The following is an 18,696-nucleotide window of genomic DNA, read 5'->3' as shown; positions in this document are numbered from 1 at the left end:
CCCAGCATGGCCACCACCACGACGTCACCAAAGCGTCCCAGACCGATGCCGGCACGGCATCACACGCCCAGACCAACCCGGTCTTGGCCGCGGCAGGAACCAACTAAATCAGTCTCCACGAAACCCGGGGCTTGACAGAGTGCGTACTTGTACCCCAGCAGGGTCACGCCGGGTCCTCGGAGAGCGCGACAACCGCACGAGCCGCGCGGTTGGCGGCGCCGCGGCGACCGTAGAGCCGTGCGCACAATGAGGTCAGGATCTCGGTCACGTCCCGAACCAGATCCTCATCAACCTCAGACGGGTCCGCCACGACCAGACGCCGCCCTGATGCCGCGAGCGCGGCCTCCACGTATTCGGCACCGAAGCGGGCGAGGCAGTCGCGGTGCTCAACGATGATTGTCGAAACTGAGGGATCACGAAGCAGCGCGAGGAACTTCTGAGGCTTCCCGTTGAGCGCGGAGGCGACCTCGGTCACGATCTTGCCAACTTGGTAGCCGTTGGCTGTGGCCCACGCCGACACCCGAGCTACCTGCCGGTCGAGGTCGGCGCTCTGGTCGCTTGAAGAGACACGGGCGTAGACGGCCACGGTCGCAGTTGCAGCGACTCCAGGCTCACCGATGACGATCAACCGCCCGGCCTGGTAGGCGGGAACGGGCAACTTCCCAGCCTTGTACCACCGCAGCGCAGTGGCGTAGCTGACGCCCTGGGAAGTCGCCCACTCCTTCAAATTCACGTCACTACTATATGACAGCTAATGACAACTCAAATTCAGCTATTAAAGACCCCGTCCTGTTCACCGGGCTCAACGTCCAGAACTTCGAGTACCCCGCGACGCCGCGTAACGCCGCCAGCAGTTCGCGCCTGTACCGGTCCGCCCCGACCACCTACATGTCCGCGGCCGACCCCGAGGTGTTCGGCAACCGGGAGGTCGTCCTGCGGGACACCTCCACCGGACGCTCCTACACGCCGCGCTACTACCGGCAACTGCTCAGGGACGCGAAACTGAACGCACTTGCGGACCCGGTGCGCCTGGACCTCGTCCGGCAATTGAGGGAGTCGGACGCGGCGATCGCGTGCGGCCGCTTCGACACCACGGTGGCCAAGAGCACCCTCAGCCACCACTTCAAGATCCTCCGCGAAGCGGGCATCATCGCCACCCATCGTGAAGGCGGGCAAGCCCTCAACGTCCTGCGCACCGCGGAAATGGAAGCCTCGTTTCCGGGCCTCCTGCACGCGATCTTCCCCCAGGTTCGAGTCCTGGCGGAAACCTGACCCGCGTCCGGGCGTTCGCACCTCACCCAGACGTGGGCGGCTGAGCTCTCGCCGGTGTCACCAACGAGCCTTTGTCATCGTGGATATTGGCGGTGAGGCATTGTCAACGTCACAATGCTTTTCGCGCCGGTCCAGGAATATGCCGTCGCTCGACAGCCCGGTTTCAGGCCCTCCGGGCCGGGGACGGTGTAGTCGCATCGCTGCGTTCGAAGTCTCTGCCACGACGGGAATGCGACGCGACAGCCGGGGGAGACCATGGACTGGACACGCATACTTCGGATGATCGCGGCGTCCGTACTCGGCGGACTGGTCGCCATCGGCCCGACAGTTCCCTCCCCGGCCGGTGGTGGAGCCACCACCGCGACCACGCCCTCAGGCGAGGCGGACGTTGCGAAGGCGTACAGCAAGCACACGCCACAGCCACCTCGCCTGCCGCGGAACTTCCGTGGGAAGGGCAAGTGGATCGTCCGGGATCTCGGTATCACCGTTCCGTTCACCTGGGAAGGCAAGGACGGTGACAGCCAGATGGTCGCGGGTGGCCCGCAGTACCCGATCTGGTTCACGAACCTGATCTACAACGACACCCTCTACACCTTGACCTACAAGTGGCCGAACCTGACCGACCACCGGTGCTCACAGATCCCGGGCTTCAGCCTGGAGACGCTGAACGAGGCACTCGAGGGCTCGCGCTTCGTCGGACCGGAGATCCTGCAGCGCGGTGCGGAGCGCACCACGGATCGGAAGGTGAACCACTGGCGGGTCGGTGTCGTCCTGCCGCAGTTGCCTCCTGGGAAGTTCCCGCGCCTCCCGTTCGCCCTCGGTGACATCTACGTCGACCAGAAGAACCCGGGGACGTTCTGGCAGGTGCTCCAGTTCGGTGTGCAGAATCTCTACGACCCGCAGCTGGATGAGTGGGCGGTGATGAACACGTTCCAGCACAAGCCCGGAACGGTCACGCTGCCCGCGCAGTGCCAGCCGCCACGGTGACACCTAGATCGTCTGGATCGTCTGGGTCGCTGTGCGGATGAGCTTGTCGGCGACCCACGCCGCCACGTCGGCGGGGTAGGGCGCTGCCAGTCCGAGGACGATGTGCCCGAAGCCGGCGTCGATCGCTTCACCGATCGCGTCCTGGGTGGCGCTGGGCTGGTCGTAGGAGACGGGCAGGTGCATCGAGCGGGTGATCGAGGCTGGGTCGCGACCGATCTCGGCGCAGTAGCGGTCCAGCAACGCGCTGCGGCGGACGGCGTCGTCGATGTCGCCGCCCGGGATGTTCCACATATCGGCGTGCTCGGCGACCACGCGCAGCGTCGCGGAGGAGCGTCCGCCGATGATGATCGGCGGGTGGGGTCGCTGGACGGGCTTGGGGTTGCCGAACGCGCCGGTGAGGTCGAGGTGGGTGTCGTGGAAGTCGAACGGTTCGGCCTCGGTCCACAACCGCCGGATCACCGTGCACGCTTCGGCGAGGCTCCCCACGGCGTGGGCGGAGTCGTGGAAGGGCAGGCCGTGTGCTTCGTACTCCCGCCTCGCCAGTGGATGGCTGGGGCGTGAGCCCACACCGATACCGAAGTCGAGCCGTCCGGCGGAGACGATGTCGACGGTCGTGGCGATCTTGGCCAGCATCGCGGGCGGTCGGAAACGGTTGCTGGTCACGAGCAGGCCGAGACGGAGCCGGCTGGTCTGCGCGGCGAGGGCGGAGAGCAGGGTCCAGCCTTCGTAGATCGGTCCGTTCGGGTCGCCTGCGATGGGCATGAGGTGGTCGAACAGCCACGCATGCTCGATCTCCGGGATCGTGTCCGCCTCGCGCCAGACCCGCTGGATGTCGTCGTAGTCGACCTGCATGGGTGCGGTCATGATCCCGAAACGGGGCAGGGATGTGTGCGGCATGGGCAGTGGTCCTTTCGCTGGTCAGCGGCGCCGCAGCGACGGGTCGAGCAGCGCGGGTGGGGTGTCGAACTTCTCCTGCGGGGCAAGGTCGACGCCGGGCGCGACGATCGTGTCGATCGCGTCGAGTACGTCGGCGGGCAGCACCGTGTCCGCGGCGGCGAGTTGGGAGTGCAGGTGGTCCAGGGTTCGGGGGCCGATGATCGCGCTGGTCACGGCGGGATGCGCGGTCACGAATCCGAGCGCCAGCTGGATCATGGTCAAACCGGCCTGGTCGGCGAGGGTGGCCAACTGCTCCACCGCGTCGAGCCGGGCCCGGTTGGAGGGGATGGTGAGGTCGAAACGTTGCGGCATGAACCGTGAGCGGCTGGTGGTGACTTCCTGGCCCTCGCGGATCGCGCCCGACAGCCAGCCCGAGGCCAACGGGCTCCACGCGAGCACACCAAGCCCGTACTGCTCGGTCACGGGCAGGACGTGGGCCTCGATCCCGCGCTGCAGGATCGAGTAGCTGGGCTGCTCGGTGACGTAACGGCTCAGGTGGTTGTCCCGCGCGGCCCATTGGGCCTGCACCACGCGGTACGCGGGGAAGGTCGAGGAGCCGAAGTAGCGGATCTTCCCCGCGCGCTGCAGGTCGGTCAGCGCCGACAGCGTCTCCTCGTCGCTGGTGGTCGGGTCCCACCGGTGGATCTGGTAGAGATCAACATGGTCGACGCCGAGGCGACGAAGACTGTTGTCCAGTTCGGTGACCAACCAGCGGCGCGAACTGCCCTGGTGGTTGCGCTCCTCACCCATCGGCATGCTCGCCTTCGTGGCCAGCACGATGTCGTCGCGGCGGCCGGCGATGGCCTTGCCGACCATCTCTTCCGACTCGCCGTCGCTGTACCGGTCGGCGGTGTCGATGAGGTTGATCCCGGCATCGAGGGCGGTGTCGATGATCGCGGTGGCCTCGTCCTGGGTGGTGCGTCCGATCGTGCCGAAGTTCATCGCGCCGAGCACGAGGGAGCTGACCTGTACGCCGGTGCGGCCCAAGGTGCGGTACTGCATGCTGCGTCTCCTCTATCGGGTCATCCGGGGGTCGGTGACGGGTGGTGCCGATCCGTGGCTTGGTCGTCAGGCCCCGGCTCTGGCATCATGAGCAAGCGGAACCTGGTTCCGGTAATGACGATACGGAACGATGTTCCGTTTGGCAAGGTCGACCCTGGAGGAGATGGCGTGGCGAGCGACGGCGACGGCGACCGCGATGGGGGCGCGGGGCGTGCCCGGCCCAAGCGGACGGACGCCCGCCGCAACGAGAAGACGCTGCTCGAGGCGGCCGCCGCGATCTTCGTGACGGCAGGCGTGGACGCGCCGGTACGCGACATCGCGGCCCGGGCCGGCGTCGGGACGGGCACGATCTACCGCCACTTCCCGACGCGGGCGGACCTCATCATCGCCGTCTACCGGCACCAGGTGGAGGCCTGCGCCGAGGCCGGTCCAGCCCTGCTGGCGACCAGCGAGACTCCGCACGCCGCACTGGGACAGTGGATCAACCTCTTCGTCGACTTCCTGGTCACCAAGCACGGACTCGCGGGTGTACTGCAGTCCGACAGCGCCGGCTTCGACACGCTGCACGCCTACTTCCTCGACCGCCTCGTGCCCGTGTGCTCCGAACTGCTCCAGGCCGCGGCCGATGCCGGCGAGATTCGATCCGACCTGGACGCCTACGCGCTCATGCGCGGCGTCGGGAACCTCTGCATAGGCGCGGACAGTGATCCCCGCTACGACGCACGGCGACTGGTCGAACTCCTCGTCGCCGGGCTACGGCGACCGCGGTAACGATCTGCAGCGGTAACGATCAGCCCGGCGTCATGCGACGGATGGGGTCACCGTCGAGGAAGGCGAGCAGGCGTCTGCGGACCGGCTCCTGGCCCAGGCGGCGGGGGCGGTGGCGCGGCGGGCAGTTGCACCCTGACGCGGAGCCCGCCAGCGGGGCGGGGGGTGAGGGTGAGGGTTCCGTCGTGTGCCTTGGTGATGCTCTTGACGATTGCCAGGCCGAGGCCGACACCCGCGTGGTCACTGCGTATTCGTTCGGTGCCGCGCTGAAACGGCTCGACAAGCGTGGAGACCAACTGCGGGGCGAGCTTCTCACCGGTGTTCTCGACCGTGAGCACCACACTCCCCTGGTGAACGCTGGTCGTGACCCACACGGTGCCCTGGTCAGGCAGGTTGTGGACGATCGCGTTGTGCACGAGGTTCGTCGTCATCTGCAGCAGGAGCGCGTGTGAGCCGATGGTGGGCGTGACGTCGCCGGAGGTCTCGACCGTGATGCCGTGCTTCTCCGCGAGCGGGAGAAGCGTCTCGGTGGCCTCCTCGGCCAGGAGGGACAGGTCGACGTGCTCACGGGTGAAGGTCCGCTGGTCTGCCCTGCTGAGCAGGAGCAGTGCTTCGGTGAGGTCGATCGCTCGGGTGTTGACGGCGTGGAGGATGCGGACGAGCTCGCCGGCGTCGCGGTTCGGATCGTTGCGGGCCACTTCGAGAAGGGTCTGCGTGATCGCCAGGGGGGTGCGCAGCTCGTGGGAGGCGTTGGCCGCGAATCTCTTCTGCTCCTCGACGTGTGCCTCGAGCTGCGCGAGCATGGTGTCGAAGGCGTCGGCGAGCTCGCGGAACTCATCTCTGCGCCCTTCCAGCTGGATCCGGTGGGAGAGCGATCCGTTCGCGGCCCTGCGGGTGGCGTGGGTGATGCGAGTCAGGGGAGCGAGCATCCTGCCGGCGAGGATCCATCCCCCAACGAGACCGAACACCAGCAGGAACGCAAACGCCTGTAATGCCCGCGGAGCGAAAGCGCGCCAGAGGTCGTACCGGCCGGGAACGAAGCGACCGGGGAGACCGGGGGATCTGAGCACATGACCGGGTGCGTTGTGCCCGGGAAGTCTGATCGCTTCGTCGGGTATGTAACGCAGCAGGAACACCCACACGACCGCGAGCAGCAAGGCACCGGCAAGCATGATGAGCCCCGCATAGCTGAGGGTGAGTTTGAGGCGAACGCTCAGACCGGGAGCCCTATCCACGGTCGGCTCCCTCAGGTCCGGTGCCGGGCGCCGTGTCGATGCGGTAACCGGCGCCGGCCACGGTGGCGATGATCCAGGGTTCCCCGAGTCGTTTGCGTAGTGCCGAGACTGTGATGCGCACGGCGTTGGTGAAGGGGTCGGCGTTCTCGTCCCACGCCCGTTCCAGGAGCTCTTCGGCGCTGACGACACCGCCTTCGGCAGCGACGAGGACCTCGAGCACGGCGAACTGTTTCCGGGTGAGCGCGACGTAGCGTCCGTCCCGGAAGACCTCGCGACGGAACGGATCCAGCCGCAGGCCTGCGATCTCTCGCACGGGCGGCCTGTTGTGCGCGCGCCTGCGGTCAAGTGCTCTGAGCCTGAGCACGAGCTCTCGGAGTTCGAACGGCTTCGTGAGGTAGTCGTCGGCGCCGAGTTCGAACCCGGAGGCCTTGTCGTCGAGCCGGTCAGCGGCGGTGAGCATGAGGATCGGCATGCCGCTGCCGGAGGCGACGATGCGTTCGGCGATCTCGTCGCCGGAGGGGCCGGGGATGTCGCGGTCGAGGACGGCGATGTCGTAGGCGTTGATGCTCAGCAGTTCCAGCGCGGTGTCACCGTCACCGGCGGTATCGGCCGCGATCGCTTCCAGGCGTAGACCGTCGCGGATGGCGTCTGCCAGATAGGGCTCGTCCTCGACGATCAACACCCGCATGCTCTCGATGCTACGTGCCGGGACATATCGCCGGCATATCGAAAACCACATACGCGCTGACAACCCCACGCCGCCTTGACTGGCAGCATGACTCGAGCCGCAAGCGGAACGCCTACCAAGGAAGACGGTGCCGTCCCCGACGGTGTGACAGTGTTCGATGAGGAGTATCCCGGCGTAGCCAACCTCGACCCCGATCTGCTCAGGGCCCTCCGCCAGGCTGCGAGTGACGCTGCGGGCGACGGGGTCGGGTTCTTCGTCAACAGCGGCTGGCGTTCCCCGGACTACCAGGATCAGCTTCTTCGTGAGGCGGTCCTCAGGTACGGCTCGGAGGAGGAAGCGGCTCGATGGGTCGCCACCCCCGACACCTCCCCGCACGTGTCCGGGGACGCGGTCGACCTCGGGCCCGCCGAGGCCACGGCGTGGCTGTCCAGGCACGGCGCCGCGTACGGGCTGTGCCAGATCTACGACAACGAACCCTGGCACTACGAACTGCGCCCCCAAGCCATCGATCATGGCTGCCCGCCCATGTACGCCGACCCTACGCACGACCCGAGGACTCAGCCGGGACCAGCACGTACGGCATCGAGTCGGTGTCGGGCGTGAGCCTGACCGTCGAGTCGATCAGCGCCGCCGAGCACTTGGCGTTCGTGCAGAAACAGCGGTCGGTCAGCTTCCTGCAGACCCCAGCATGGGGCCGCGTCAAGACCGAGTGGCGCAGTGAGTCCCTCGGCTGGTACGACGGCCCGCGGCTGGTCGGCGCCGGGCTCGTCCTGCACCGCCCAGTGCCGCGGCTCGGGCGCTTCACGCTGGCCTACCTGCCCCAGGGCCCGGCCCTTGACTGGACGGGCGAGCTCGACCTGTGGCTCGACCCGCTGACGGCCTATCTCAAGGCACACCGCGCGTTCGCGATCCGGCTCGGCCCGCCGGTGCGCACGAACACCTGGAGTGCCGTCCAGGTCAAGGTGGGCATCGCCGATCCGGGCGTCAAGCGACTCCCCGAGCTGCCCAGCGAGCAGGTCGACCCGGTCGGCGCCCGCGTGGCCGGCCGGCTCAGGGACGCCGGCTGGCTGCCGCCGAGACCCGAGGACGGGTTCGGGGCCGGGCAGCCGCAGTACACCTATGAGATTCCGCTGGCCGGCCGGACCGAGGACGACCTGCTCGGGGGCATGAACCAGCTCTGGCGCCGCAACATCAAGAAGGCGGCCAGGGAGGGTGTCGAGGTCACGGTCGGTGAGGACCTGAAGGCGTTCCACGACCTCTACGTCCACACCGCCGAGCGCGACCGCTTCACGCCCCGGCCGCTGCACTACTTCGAGACCATGTTCGCGGCGATGAGCGCTGAGGATCCCGAGCGGATCAGGCTCTACCTGGCCCGCCACCAAGGCGACCTGGTCGCTGCCACCATCCTGGTCCGCGTCGGCGCCCACGCGTGGTACTCCTACGGCGCCTCCTCCACCGAGAAGCGCGAGGTGCGCGGCTCCAACGCCTGCCAGTGGGCGATGATCCGCGACTCGTTGGCGGCCGGCTGCGACGTCTATGACCTGCGCGGTATCACCTCGACCCTCGACACCGACGACTCGCACGTCGGGCTGATCCAGTTCAAGGTCGGCACCGGCGGTCAGGCGGTGAGGTATGTCGGCGAGTGGGACCTGCCGCTGCGGCCGATGGTCTACCGAGCCTTCGACCTCTACATAAGGTGGCGCGGGCACATGAGGCGGCGTGGGCGATGAACCCGGACCACGCTGACAGGGTGAAGAGCGTGAAAATCCGACCGGCACACCCCGCCGACGCCTCGGCCGTGAACGAGCTCCTGGACCAGCTGGGCTATCCACAAGTCGGCCGGGCGGTGACAGCGAACCGGATCCGGTCCTGGGCCGAGGATCCATCCGGCGCGGCCTATGTGGCTGAGGCCGGCGACAACCTGCTCGGGGTCATCGCCGTCCACGTCTGCCCGTTCTTCGAACGTGACGGCTCCTGGGGCCGGATCGTTGCCCTGGTGGTCTCCGATCGAGCACGCGGCCGCGGTGTCGGCTCTCGACTTGTCGCGGCCGCGGAATCCTTCGCCGCCACCCGCGGATGCCTCCGCATGGAGGTCACCAGTGCGGATCGTCGGCTCGACGCGCACGAGTTCTACCGGCGCCGCGGATACATCGACCAGGCAGGGAGGTCGTCCCGGTTCCTGCGAGACCTACCCGACGTCGACGACCACCAGGATCAACTCCTGCCAGCCCGTTGAGGTATGACCCGCCGCCGAACTACGCGAGCGCGGCCGCTACTTCGTCGAGGCGCGCCTCGCGGGAGGCCTTGACGAGTACGACATCGCCGGCTGCAAGGGTGCGGCGCAGCAAGTCGACGGCCGCGTCGTTGTCGGCCAGCGCGACCGCCCGGTCGCCCGCGCTCTCGGCGATCGGCGCCGCGGCCTCGCCGACCGCGACGATGAGGTCGGCCGTGCGCGCGGCGTACACCCCGATGGCGCGGTGCTCGGCCTCGCTGTCGTCGCCGAGCTCGAGCATCTCGCCGAGGACGGCGATGCGACGACCGGCCTCGATCGCCGCCAGCGCGTCCAGGGCGGCGCGGGTCGAGTCGGGATTGGCGTTGAAGGAGTCGTTGAGCAGCGTCGCGCCGCCGGCGAGGCCGCGCAGCTCCAAGCGCCACCTGGACAACGCGGCGGTGGCCAGCGCCGCCGCGCTCACGTCGAGGGGTACGCCGACCGCCAGCCCCGCCGCCGCGGCGGCGGAGGCGTTGAGCGCCTGGTGGGCGCCCACGAGTGGCAGCGCGACCGTCGCCGAGGCGTCGGCGGTGCGCAGCGTGAAGGACGGCCGGCCGAGCCGGTCCAGTGCCAGGTCGAGTACCCGCACGTCGGCGTGGTCGGCCCGACCGAAGGTCAGCACCGGGCCGTCGGTGAGTGCGCGCATGGCGACGACCCGGGGATCGTCGGCGTTGAGGACGGCGGTGCCGCCAGGTGCCCGCCCCCGCACCAGCTCGCCCTTGGCCTTGGCGATGGCCCCGCGCGACCCGAACTCGCCGAGGTGGGACTGGCCGACGTTGAGGACGACGGCGATGTCGGGCGCGACCAGGCCGGTGAGCGCGGCGATGTCGCCGATGCGGCGGGCTCCCATCTCGAGGACGAGGAAACGGGTGTCAGGGGTGGCCCGCAGCATGGTGAGCGGCACGCCGAGCTCGTTGTTGAGGGAGCCGATCGTGGCGATCGTCGGCGCGGCGCTCGACAGCACGGCCGCGAGGAGGTCCTTGGTGCTGGTCTTGCCCTGGGAACCGGTCAGCCCGACGACGGTCAACCCATCGCGCAGCCGGGCCACGACATGGGCAGCGAGCGTCTGCAGCGCGGCCTGGGTGTCCTCGACGACGACGGTAGGCAGCGGCGTGGGCCGGGAGCCGAGCACGGCCACCGCACCAGCCCGGCCCGCCTGACCGGCGTAGTCGTGGCCGTCGACGTGCTCGCCGGCGAAGGCGACGAAGAGACCGCCCGGCTCGGCCTGCCGGCCGTCGAGTACGGCCGGCGCGGTGACCAGCACGGCGCCGTCGCCGGCGACCGTCCCGCCGACGACCGCCGCGATCTCGCCGAGGCTGAGCGGGATCATGCCCGGACGCCGGGGATGCGCAGCGACAGCCGGCCGCTGACGCTGACCGCGATCGAGCTGACGGCAATCCGGAGCAGGCTGAGAAGGTAACGGGTGACGGAGGCTGGTTCCCTGTGAGTCATGCCCCCAGCCAACGCGGCGGGGCATATCGTCGGCATATCGAAAACCGCATACGTGCTGGCAACACCGCGCTGCCTTGACTGGGGGCATGACCTACAGCGAACCAGCACTGACCGCGGCCCGCCGCACTCGATCGCTGGCGTCCGCGTCCTCCTCAGCCGCCCCGAAGTTGGGGATCACCATTTATGGATGCGGGCAGGACGAGGCCGTTCTGTTCCGAGAGTTGGCACCTCGTCTCGGCGTCATGCCGAAGATCACCGAGGCGGCGGTCTCCGAGGTCAATATTGACCTGGCATTCGGGAACCGGTGCATCAGTGTGGGTCACAAGACCCAGGTCACGGACTCCACCCTTCTCGCGCTCAGCCAAGTCGGCGTCAGCTACATCTCCACCAGAAGCATCGGCTACAACCACATCGACGTGGGCTACGCGGACAGCGTCGGCATCTCAGTGGAAAACGTCACCTATTCGCCCGACAGCGTGGCTGACTACACGCTGATGCTGATGCTGATGGCGGTGCGACATGCAAAGTCCATGATCCGCCGCGCGGACGCGCATGATTACAGACTGAACGAGGTACGCGGGAGAGAACTCCGTGATCTGACCATCGGGATCATTGGAACGGGGCGCATCGGCGCGGCGGTCATGGACAGACTGCGGGGTTTCGGTTGCTGGCTACTCGCGTACGACATCCGCCCCAAGACCGCTGCCCACTACGTTCCTCTCGATGAATTGCTACAGCGCAGCGACATCGTAACCCTCCATACGCCGCTCACCGCGGAAACACGTCACCTCCTGGATCGCCGACGTATCGAGCAGATGAAGCGCGGCGCGTTCGTCATCAACACCGGACGCGGTGCGCTGCTTGACACCGAGGCCCTCATTCCAGCACTGGCGTGCGGCAGATTGGGCGGTGCGGCGTTGGACGTCCTCGAAGGAGAGGAAGGAATATTCTACGCCGACTGCAGGAACAGACCCATCGAAAACGGGCCGTTGCTGCGACTGCAAGAGCTGCCGAATGTGCTTGTCAGCCCGCACACCGCCTACTACACGGACCGCGCACTGGGCGACACCGTTGAAAAGTCTATCGTCAACTGCCTCACATTCGAAAGCAGGCGTCAGCATGGATAGGTTGAGGATCGGAATCATATTCGGGGGCGGTTTCGAGGAGCACCCCATCTCCGTCAAATCCGCGCAGGAAGTCGCCAAGAACCTCGATCTCGACAAGTATGAACCGTTCTACGTCGGGATCACAAAAAGCGGCGCGTGGATGCTCTGCGACAGCCCCGACGTCGACTGGGAGGACGGCCGTTCCCGCTCGGTTGTGCTGTCACCGGACCGGAGCGTCCCCGGACTGCTCGTGCTGGAGCGGGGCCGGTACGCAACGATCAGCCTGGACGTCGTTTTGCCTGTCCTGCACGGCAAGCTCGGCGAAGACGGCGTGATCCAAGGTTTGCTCGAGCTCTCCGGCATCCCCTACGTGGGCTGCGATGTCCAGAGCTCCGCCGTGTGCATGGACAAGTCCCTCGCCTACATCGTCGCCGGCAGCGCGGGAATCGCCACGCCGAAGTTCTGGACCGTCACGACGAACGAAGACCTCGATGCCGACCAGCTCAGCTATCCCGTCTTCGTGAAGCCGGCCCGCTCGGGATCATCCTTTGGAGTCAGCAAGGTCTCCGGGAAGGAAGAACTGCCGAGTGCGCTGGAAACCGCACGACAGTTCGACTCGAAGGTGTTGATCGAGGAGGCGGTCCTAGGCAGCGAGGTCGGATGTGCCGTCCTGGGGAACGATTCGGATCTGGCGACAGGCGAGGTGGACCGAATCTCTCTGTCCCACGGCTTCTTCAAGATCCATCAGGAAGACGATCCCGAAAGCGGATCCGAGAACGCGACCTTCATCGTTCCCGGGGATATTCCGACCGAGTTACGTGCGCTCGTTCGGGAGACGGCCAAGTCCATCTATCGCGCCCTGGGCTGCCGGGGACTGGCGCGGGTGGACATGTTCCTGACCGAAGACGGAAGGGTCGTACTCAACGAGGTCAACACGCTGCCGGGGATGACCTCCTACAGTCGTTATCCGAGGATGATGGCCGCCGTGGGGTTGCCGCTGTCCGACGTGATCGACCGGATGGTGGCGTTGGCCCTGACGGGCACCGGGCGATGAAGGACGACTTCGTCTTCGTCGACGAACTCGTGCCCGGCATCCGCTGGGATGCCAAGTACGCCACCTGGGACAACTTCACCGGCAAGCCGGTCGACGGATACCTGGCCAATCGAATCGTCGGCACCAGGGCCCTGTGCGTAGCCCTGGAAAGAGTGCGAGCACGGGCCGCCTCCCTCGGCTTCGGCCTGCTCCTGTGGGACGGCTACCGCCCCCAACGCGCCGTGGACTGCTTTCTGCGCTGGTCGAAGCAGCCGGAGGACGGACGGACGAAACTACGGCACTATCCGAACATCGACCGAGCCGAGATGTTCGAACGAGGATATGTTGCCGCAAAGTCAGGACACAGTCGGGGCAGCACCGTCGACCTGACGCTCTATCACCTGGCCACCGGTGAACTCGCTCCCATGGGCGGCGGCCATGACCTGATGGATTCGGTCTCACGCCATGGGGCACAAGGAATCGCGCGAGCCGAAGCGGGAAACCGTCAGTGCCTTCGTTCCATCATGGAGGCCTGTGGTTTCGGCTTCTACGATTGCGAGTGGTGGCATTACACACTGAAAGACGAGCCTTATCCGGACACCTACTTCGATTTTCCGTCAGCTGGTCACCGGTGCTGATGATCACGGCTGGTCGCACGCATATCGTCCGCGTATCGAGAACCGCATACGTGCTGGCAACACCGCGCTGCCTTGACTGGAGGCATGTTCACCAATGCGCCGGCGCGATCAGCGACCCGCCGTACCAGATCGACCATCCTCGTTGCCCTTCTCCTCCTCACAGCGGCGACTGTCGGGGTCCTCATCGGCCGATCGCTGGCGTCCTCGCCTCCGCCCTCCGCGGCCGCATCGCCCCTCTCGCCCGCATCGCCCGACCCCACCCGTCACGGTCACCGGCCTCGCCAACCCGCACTTGGCGAGGCCGGTGGCGCCGTCCCTGACGGCGTGACGATCTCCGAGGACGGGATTCCGGCCGTGACCAACCTCGACCCCGATCTCCTCCGTGCCCTCCGACAAGCCGCGACTGACGCCGCGGACGACGGGGTCGAGTTGTTCGTCAACAGCGGCTGGCGTTCCCCGGACTACCAGGATCAGCTTCTTCGTGAGGCGGTCCTCAAGTACGGCTCAGAGGTAGAAGCCGCCCGATGGGTCGCCACCCCCGACACCTCCCCGCACGTGTCCGGGGACGCGGTCGACCTCGGGCCCGCCGAGGCCACGGCGTGGCTGTCCAGGCGCGATGCCGCGTACGGGCTGTGCCAGATCTACGACAACGAACCCTGGCACTACGAACTGCGCCCCCAAGCCATCGATCATGGCTGCCCGCCCAGGTACGCCGACCCCACGCACGATCCGAGGATGCAGCAGTGACCGCACGCCGGGCCGGCCGGGTGACTCCGGCCGCCGGGCTGTCCCTCGACTGGTAGCTCGCTGCTACCTGACGGGCGGAGTACCCCGAGGTATGGCGGGATCCGCGGCTCAGGACCTCCTCGAGATAGGCGAGGCTGGCCCGCTCCGCCTCGGCTCTGCAGGTGAAGTCGGCCGGTGCGAGGCGGTCGCGGAGTTCGCGGTAGAGGGTCACGCAGGTACGGATCGCCTCCCCGCACTCCTCGAAGTCGTGGGCCGCGACCGTGCCCTGGAGGCGTTCGGCGAAGGTGGGGACGTACGCCTCCATGCGGCGAACGCCGCGGGCAGGTGCCCGGCCGACCCCACACACCGCGCAGGTCGCCAGCGCGGCCGCGCCGGCACCAAGAGGGCTCTAGAGCTTGGACGGGCGGGAGGAGGAGGTAGTGGTCATGCGGGTGCTCCCAACAGGTCGGCCAACATCCCGGCGGCACTCTTGGGCGCTCGTACGTTCAAGATGCCAGCGACGCGAGGTCAGCGGCAGATGAGGGGAGTGCTAGACGGTGAAGTCGTCGGGCGCGCCTTCCCCCACGCGACCGTCCACTGCCTCACGCAGGATGTCCGCGTGTCCCGTGTGGCGTGCGTACTCCTCAACCATGTCCAAGAGCATGGCGCGGACAGTGGGCCTCGGTGACATCTACGTCGACCAGAAGAACCCGGGGACGTTCTGGCAGGTACTCCAGTTTGGTGTGCAGAATCTCTACGACCCCCAGCTGGATGGGTGGGCGGTGATGAACACGTTCCAGCACAAACCCGGAACGGTCACGCCTCCCCCGAGTGTGGGCCGCCGGCATGACCGTGCCCCGCGTCGTCACCGCTACCGGCTCGGGAGCGACCGCGGTAGCCCAAACCACGGGAGCACGCTGTTCTCGAAGCGGGTCATGGCGCAGATCCGGTCGCCGCTGAGCGTGAGGACGAACAGGCCGGTGCCGTGGCGGATGCCGGTAGGAACGCGCAGGTAGGACCCGAACGCCGGCTGGCCGTTGGCTCGCGTCGGCACGAGGTCGAATGTGCGGCCCGAACCGAAGATGCTGGCGCAGAAGCGGGCCACGACCTCCCGGCCCTCGTACTCAAGGGGCATCGGCGGCATCGACATGAAGACGTCGTCGGTAAGAAGGGCGACCAGCGCGTCGACGTCGGCGGACTCGTACGCGCTGACGAACTTCGCCACGACAGCGTCCTCGGCGGGTGAGTCGGAGGCGGGGGGCGGTTCGCGGTCCGCGGTCGTCGGCTGCCGGCGCTGCAGGCCGGCGCGGGCTCGTTTGAGGGCGCTGTTGACGGACTCGACGGTCGAGTCCAGCATCTCGGCCACCTCGTTCGCGCGGAATCCAAGCACGTCGCGCAGGACGAGGACGGCTAGTGTTGCGTGATTCTGGGTGCGTTACTTTTCTGGCCGTGGCTCGTTGATTGAGTGTGGAGCTTTCGGTGGAGCAGGACGCTGAGTTGCGGGCGTTGGTGAACAGTCGGGATGTGTCGGCTGTGCTGGCGACTCGGGCGCGGATCGTGTTGTGGCATGGGGAGGGTCGGCGTCGTAAGGACATCGCGGAGTTGGCTGGGGTGGCGTTGCCGACGGTGGATCGGTGGGTCCGCCGCTACGCCGAGCATGGTGTGGCCGGGTTGGACGATCGGGATCGGGCTGCGCCGCGGGTGCAGGTTCCACCGCGGGTGCGGGCTCGGGTGGTGGCGTTGACCAGGACTTCTCCGCCGGCTGGGACGGGGCTGTCGCACTGGTCTTGTCGTGGTCTGGCTGGGTATCTGAAGCGGACCGAGGGGATCTGCGTGTCGTGGAGCTACGTAGCTCGGGTGTGGCGGGAGGAAGGCCTCGCACCGCACCGACATGGCACGTTCAAGCTGTCCAAGGATCCCGCGTTCGCGGACAAGGTCTCCGATGTGGTCGGCTTGTATCTGGACCCGCCCGGTGGGGCGGTGGTGCTCTCCATCGATGAGAAGACTCAGATCCAGGCGTTGGACCGGACCCAGCCGTTGCTGCCGTTGGACTTCGGCGTGACCGAGAAACGCACCCACGACTATGTGCGGCACGGTGTCACGAACCTGTTCGCTGCCCTGGATGTGGGCACCGGCCAGGTCGTCGGGGAGGCCACGCCGACCCGGGACGGGGTGAACTTCCTGGCCTTCTTGAAGAAGGCCGTCAAACCCCACGCGGGCAAAGAGGTCCATGTCGTGTTGGACAACCTGTCCACTCACACCACGCCGGAGGTGGAGGCCTGGCTGGAGGAGAATCCGCACGTCAGGTTCCACTTCACCCCGGTCGGATCGAGCTGGATCAACCAGATCGAGACGTGGTTCGGGATCCTGACCCGCCAGGCGATCCGCCGCGGCACCTTCACCTCGGTGAACGTGCTGATCAGGCAGATCAAGGACTACATCGACACCTGGAACGTCGACGCGAAGCCGTTCACCTGGACCGCCACCAGCGAAGAGATCCTCGCCAAGGTCCGCCTCGTCCAGACCAACATCAAGAAACTCGTCGACAACAACGCAAAATAACACGACCAGAATCACGCAACACTAGCTGGCGAGGCGGCAGGATCTGAAGGGCGGTCACGAAGGCCAGGGAGATCGATTCGGTCTGCTCGTAGCGGGCTTCCGGGCCGAGCGGCACGTCGACCGCGCCTTCCAGGAGCGCGTCGGGAAACGGTTCGAGCCACACGACTTCGCCGAGCCGGGTCGGCTCGGGCGGCACAACCCCGGGCACGTCCCACGCCTTGGCGGGTCGTCGGCTGGCCGAGCGACGAGCGTTGAGGCACCGGTTGGTGGCGATCCGGTAGAGCCAGGTGCGGAGCGAGGCCCGGGCCTGGAACCCTTGCAGGCCCTGCCAGGCGGCCAGGAGTGTGTCCTGAAGCGCGTCCTCGGCGTCCTGGAAGGATCCGAGCATCCGGTAGCAGTGCACCTGTAGTTCCCGGCGGTGTGGCTCGGTCAGCTCCCGGAACGCGTCGCCGTCCCCGGCCCGCGCCCTCGACATCAGCTCGGCTGTCACCAGCTCCACGTCGCACCACCTTCTTCTCCGCGCCTCGTCGCCCTTCCATCCTGTACGGACACCGACCGAGGGGCGAACTGGGCGGTTGGTGGACGCCAATTTCCCTGGCATCGCGGTGTCTAGATCAGTGGTAACCGACAACGCCAGCAAGGGAGAACCGGCATGGGAAAGATTGTCGTCAGCCAGAACGTCTCGCTCGATGGAGTCATCCAGGACCCGACCGGTGATGACGGCTTGGGGCGCGGCAGCTGGTTCAGCTGTATTGGGGACAAGGACCGCGAAGAGTGGGCCAAGGTCGAGTTCGAGGAGGCGCTGGGGGCCGAGGCCCTGCTGCTGGGGCGACGCAGCTACGCGTGGTTCGTCGCGCGTGGCTGGGCTTCTCGCAGTGGCGGGTGGGCGGACAGGTTGCGAAGCCTGCCCAAGTACGTTGTCTCCTCCTCCGCCCTCGAAGGCCCCAATTGGGGCAACTCGACGGTCCTGAAGGGCGATGTGGTGGAGGAGGTCTCGAATCTGAGGCACCAGGTGAACGGGGACATCGTCGTCTACGGCAGCGGCCGCCTCGTGCACACACGCTGATAGGGCATGACCTCGTCGACGAGCTGCGGCTGATGACCTACCCGGTCGTGGTCGGGGCAGGTGAGCGGCCCTTCAACGAGACCAGCGGGGTGAAGCCCATGCGTCTCGTCGACACCCGCACCGTCGGCGACGGCCTCGCCTTCCTCATCTACCAGCCCGTCCGAGACGCCTAGCCCCTGGCTACCGGCGACGGCGATGGTGGCCTGGTAGCGGCGGGAGAGCCGGGCCGTAGCGGGTCGCTACGGCCCGGTGCATGCCGCACTCGCTCCTCGGCCGACGATCAGTCCTGATCGAGCAGAGCGGTGGCCATCTGCTGGATGGAACGGGTGAAGCGGTGAGGGTCGTCGGGCGGCGTCATCCGACGGATGAGGTCTCCGTCGAAGACGGCGAGCAGGGCGTGTGCCAGGAAATCGGCGTCGAGACCGGGGCGCCCATCGGTGAGCAGGGCGATGAGGTGGCGGTGCCAGAACTGGTAGCTGGGGTCGTCGTACTTGTCCGCGGCGCAGGCCGCATCATGCGCGGACAGCAGGACGGCGTTGCCTTCGGCGATCGCACCGAGCCCGTCGAGGAAGGCGAGCAGGCGTTCGCGGGCCGGGGCGCCCGGCCCAAATGGCGGGGGGCCGTACTGGACGGCCTCACGCAGTTCGCGGGACCGCTCCTCCAGCAGTGCCTGGAGCAGACCGGCGCGACTGCCGAAGCGGCGGAACACGGTGCCCTTCCCGACTCCGGCCAGGGTGGCGACGCGGTCGAGTGAGACATGGTCGCCGCCACCTTCGGCTAGCAGCTGCTCGGTCGCCTGGAGCACCGCGCGGCGGTTGCGGGCCGCGTCGGCGCGTTCGGCGCGCTTCTCGGTCATGCGTTCATCCCCTGAGGCGGACTATCGGTCCGGATTATGCTAGCGTGCATCAACCGGACCGTCGGTCCGAGTAGTTTGTCCTTCCACGGAGGTGTCCCCG

General features: G+C 67.4%; 24 protein-coding genes. 13 read left to right on the top strand and 11 right to left on the bottom strand.

Annotation, left to right across the window (positions count from 1 at the left end):
* Positions 1-163: 163 nt before the first annotated feature.
* Positions 164-733: an IS607 family transposase gene (locus tag HEB94_RS05760; RefSeq protein ID WP_192748946.1), complete on the bottom strand. Its 570-nt coding sequence runs from the start codon at positions 731-733 to the stop codon at positions 164-166.
* A gap of 11 nt (positions 734-744) precedes the next feature.
* Here HEB94_RS05760 and HEB94_RS05755 point away from each other — a divergent pair, with 11 nt between their 5' ends.
* Positions 745-1,272, top strand: a complete 528-nt coding sequence (locus tag HEB94_RS05755; protein ID WP_238361436.1) for an ArsR/SmtB family transcription factor — start codon at positions 745-747, stop codon at positions 1,270-1,272.
* A gap of 255 nt (positions 1,273-1,527) precedes the next feature.
* Complete coding sequence (locus HEB94_RS05750) at positions 1,528-2,259, top strand: hypothetical protein (RefSeq protein WP_192748945.1); 732 nt, start codon at positions 1,528-1,530, stop codon at positions 2,257-2,259.
* A 3-nt stretch (positions 2,260-2,262) separates the two neighbouring features.
* On the opposite strand, the gene HEB94_RS05745 is transcribed toward HEB94_RS05750, so the two are convergent.
* Positions 2,263-3,156, bottom strand: a complete 894-nt coding sequence (locus tag HEB94_RS05745; RefSeq protein WP_192748944.1) for an LLM class flavin-dependent oxidoreductase — start codon at positions 3,154-3,156, stop codon at positions 2,263-2,265.
* 21 nt (positions 3,157-3,177) lie between these two features.
* Positions 3,178-4,197 (bottom strand): aldo/keto reductase, encoded by a 1,020-nt coding sequence (locus HEB94_RS05740; protein ID WP_192748943.1) that lies wholly within the window; start codon positions 4,195-4,197, stop codon positions 3,178-3,180.
* Positions 4,198-4,365: 168 nt separating this feature from the next.
* On the opposite strand from HEB94_RS05740, the gene HEB94_RS05735 reads away from it, so the two are divergent.
* Positions 4,366-4,968: a TetR/AcrR family transcriptional regulator gene (locus HEB94_RS05735; protein WP_337917488.1), complete on the top strand. Its 603-nt coding sequence runs from the start codon at positions 4,366-4,368 to the stop codon at positions 4,966-4,968.
* Positions 4,969-5,015: 47 nt separating this feature from the next.
* On the opposite strand, the gene HEB94_RS05730 is transcribed toward HEB94_RS05735, so the two are convergent.
* Together HEB94_RS05730 and HEB94_RS05725 are read right to left on the bottom strand one after the other, a co-directional pair.
* A complete protein-coding gene (locus HEB94_RS05730; RefSeq protein ID WP_192748941.1) occupies positions 5,016-6,200 on the bottom strand; it encodes an ATP-binding protein in 1,185 nt (394 codons plus the stop codon).
* Positions 6,193-6,888, bottom strand: coding sequence for a response regulator transcription factor (locus tag HEB94_RS05725; protein ID WP_192748940.1), 696 nt, complete (start codon positions 6,886-6,888; stop codon positions 6,193-6,195). Before HEB94_RS05725 ends, HEB94_RS05730 begins: the two co-directional genes overlap by 8 nt.
* 87 nt (positions 6,889-6,975) lie before the next feature.
* Here HEB94_RS05725 and HEB94_RS05720 point away from each other — a divergent pair, with 87 nt between their 5' ends.
* From HEB94_RS05720 to HEB94_RS05710, 3 genes are read left to right on the top strand one after another with little or no spacing between them, the layout of a single operon-like run.
* Complete coding sequence (locus HEB94_RS05720) at positions 6,976-7,491, top strand: M15 family metallopeptidase (RefSeq protein ID WP_192748939.1); 516 nt, start codon at positions 6,976-6,978, stop codon at positions 7,489-7,491.
* Positions 7,488-8,618: a peptidoglycan bridge formation glycyltransferase FemA/FemB family protein gene (locus HEB94_RS05715; RefSeq protein ID WP_192748938.1), complete on the top strand. Its 1,131-nt coding sequence runs from the start codon at positions 7,488-7,490 to the stop codon at positions 8,616-8,618. The genes HEB94_RS05720 and HEB94_RS05715 overlap by 4 nt, the downstream gene beginning before the upstream one ends.
* Positions 8,619-8,638: 20 nt before the next feature.
* A complete protein-coding gene (locus HEB94_RS05710) occupies positions 8,639-9,124 on the top strand; it encodes a GNAT family N-acetyltransferase (RefSeq protein ID WP_337917487.1) in 486 nt (161 codons plus the stop codon).
* Between the two features lie 19 nt (positions 9,125-9,143).
* On the opposite strand, the gene HEB94_RS05705 is transcribed toward HEB94_RS05710, so the two are convergent.
* Both HEB94_RS05705 and HEB94_RS52280 read right to left on the bottom strand, forming a co-directional pair.
* Positions 9,144-10,487: a UDP-N-acetylmuramoyl-tripeptide--D-alanyl-D-alanine ligase gene (locus HEB94_RS05705; RefSeq protein ID WP_192748936.1), complete on the bottom strand. Its 1,344-nt coding sequence runs from the start codon at positions 10,485-10,487 to the stop codon at positions 9,144-9,146.
* Positions 10,484-10,609 (bottom strand): hypothetical protein, encoded by a 126-nt coding sequence (locus tag HEB94_RS52280; RefSeq protein WP_273374953.1) that lies wholly within the window; start codon positions 10,607-10,609, stop codon positions 10,484-10,486. Before HEB94_RS52280 ends, HEB94_RS05705 begins: the two co-directional genes overlap by 4 nt.
* Positions 10,610-10,695: 86 nt before the next feature.
* On the opposite strand from HEB94_RS52280, the gene vanH reads away from it, so the two are divergent.
* From vanH to HEB94_RS53355, 4 genes are all read left to right on the top strand, one after another.
* A complete protein-coding gene (gene vanH, locus HEB94_RS05700; RefSeq protein WP_192748935.1) occupies positions 10,696-11,736 on the top strand; it encodes a D-lactate dehydrogenase VanH in 1,041 nt (346 codons plus the stop codon).
* Positions 11,729-12,769: a D-alanine--(R)-lactate ligase gene (gene vanA / locus HEB94_RS05695; RefSeq protein ID WP_192748934.1), complete on the top strand. Its 1,041-nt coding sequence runs from the start codon at positions 11,729-11,731 to the stop codon at positions 12,767-12,769. Before vanH ends, vanA begins: the two co-directional genes overlap by 8 nt.
* A complete protein-coding gene (gene vanX, locus HEB94_RS05690) occupies positions 12,766-13,386 on the top strand; it encodes a D-Ala-D-Ala dipeptidase VanX (RefSeq protein ID WP_192748933.1) in 621 nt (206 codons plus the stop codon). Before vanA ends, vanX begins: the two co-directional genes overlap by 4 nt.
* A gap of 324 nt (positions 13,387-13,710) precedes the next feature.
* Positions 13,711-14,133 (top strand): M15 family metallopeptidase, encoded by a 423-nt coding sequence (locus HEB94_RS53355; RefSeq protein WP_337917486.1) that lies wholly within the window; start codon positions 13,711-13,713, stop codon positions 14,131-14,133.
* A gap of 529 nt (positions 14,134-14,662) precedes the next feature.
* On the opposite strand, the gene HEB94_RS05680 is transcribed toward HEB94_RS53355, so the two are convergent.
* Complete coding sequence (locus tag HEB94_RS05680; protein ID WP_337917485.1) at positions 14,663-14,803, bottom strand: mycothiol transferase; 141 nt, start codon at positions 14,801-14,803, stop codon at positions 14,663-14,665.
* A gap of 180 nt (positions 14,804-14,983) precedes the next feature.
* A complete protein-coding gene (locus tag HEB94_RS05675) occupies positions 14,984-15,469 on the bottom strand; it encodes a nuclear transport factor 2 family protein (RefSeq protein WP_202896161.1) in 486 nt (161 codons plus the stop codon).
* A gap of 122 nt (positions 15,470-15,591) precedes the next feature.
* On the opposite strand from HEB94_RS05675, the gene HEB94_RS05670 reads away from it, so the two are divergent.
* Positions 15,592-16,674 (top strand): IS630 family transposase, encoded by a 1,083-nt coding sequence (locus tag HEB94_RS05670; protein ID WP_202896160.1) that lies wholly within the window; start codon positions 15,592-15,594, stop codon positions 16,672-16,674.
* Here the strand turns inward: HEB94_RS05670 and HEB94_RS05665 are convergent.
* On the bottom strand, positions 16,643-17,173 hold the full coding sequence (locus HEB94_RS05665) for a sigma-70 family RNA polymerase sigma factor (RefSeq protein ID WP_337917484.1): 531 nt from the start codon (positions 17,171-17,173) through the stop codon (positions 16,643-16,645). The genes HEB94_RS05670 and HEB94_RS05665 overlap by 32 nt on opposite strands.
* Before the next feature lie 153 nt (positions 17,174-17,326).
* On the opposite strand from HEB94_RS05665, the gene HEB94_RS05660 reads away from it, so the two are divergent.
* Positions 17,327-17,740, top strand: a complete 414-nt coding sequence (locus HEB94_RS05660) for a dihydrofolate reductase family protein (RefSeq protein ID WP_202897939.1) — start codon at positions 17,327-17,329, stop codon at positions 17,738-17,740.
* A gap of 32 nt (positions 17,741-17,772) precedes the next feature.
* On the top strand, positions 17,773-17,913 hold the full coding sequence (locus HEB94_RS50260; RefSeq protein ID WP_238361435.1) for a hypothetical protein: 141 nt from the start codon (positions 17,773-17,775) through the stop codon (positions 17,911-17,913).
* 107 nt (positions 17,914-18,020) lie between these two features.
* Here the strand turns inward: HEB94_RS50260 and HEB94_RS05655 are convergent, their stop codons facing one another.
* Entirely contained in the window at positions 18,021-18,596 is a 576-nt protein-coding gene (locus HEB94_RS05655; RefSeq protein WP_192748931.1) for a TetR/AcrR family transcriptional regulator, read from the bottom strand.
* Positions 18,597-18,696 lie beyond the last annotated feature (100 nt).

The sequence above is a fragment of the Actinopolymorpha pittospori genome, from assembly GCF_014873875.1.
GTDB lineage: Bacteria > Actinomycetota > Actinomycetes > Propionibacteriales > Actinopolymorphaceae > Actinopolymorpha > Actinopolymorpha pittospori.
The sequence above is the reverse complement of the archived record's forward strand: the minus strand, read 5'-3'. Positions and strand labels throughout refer to the sequence as shown.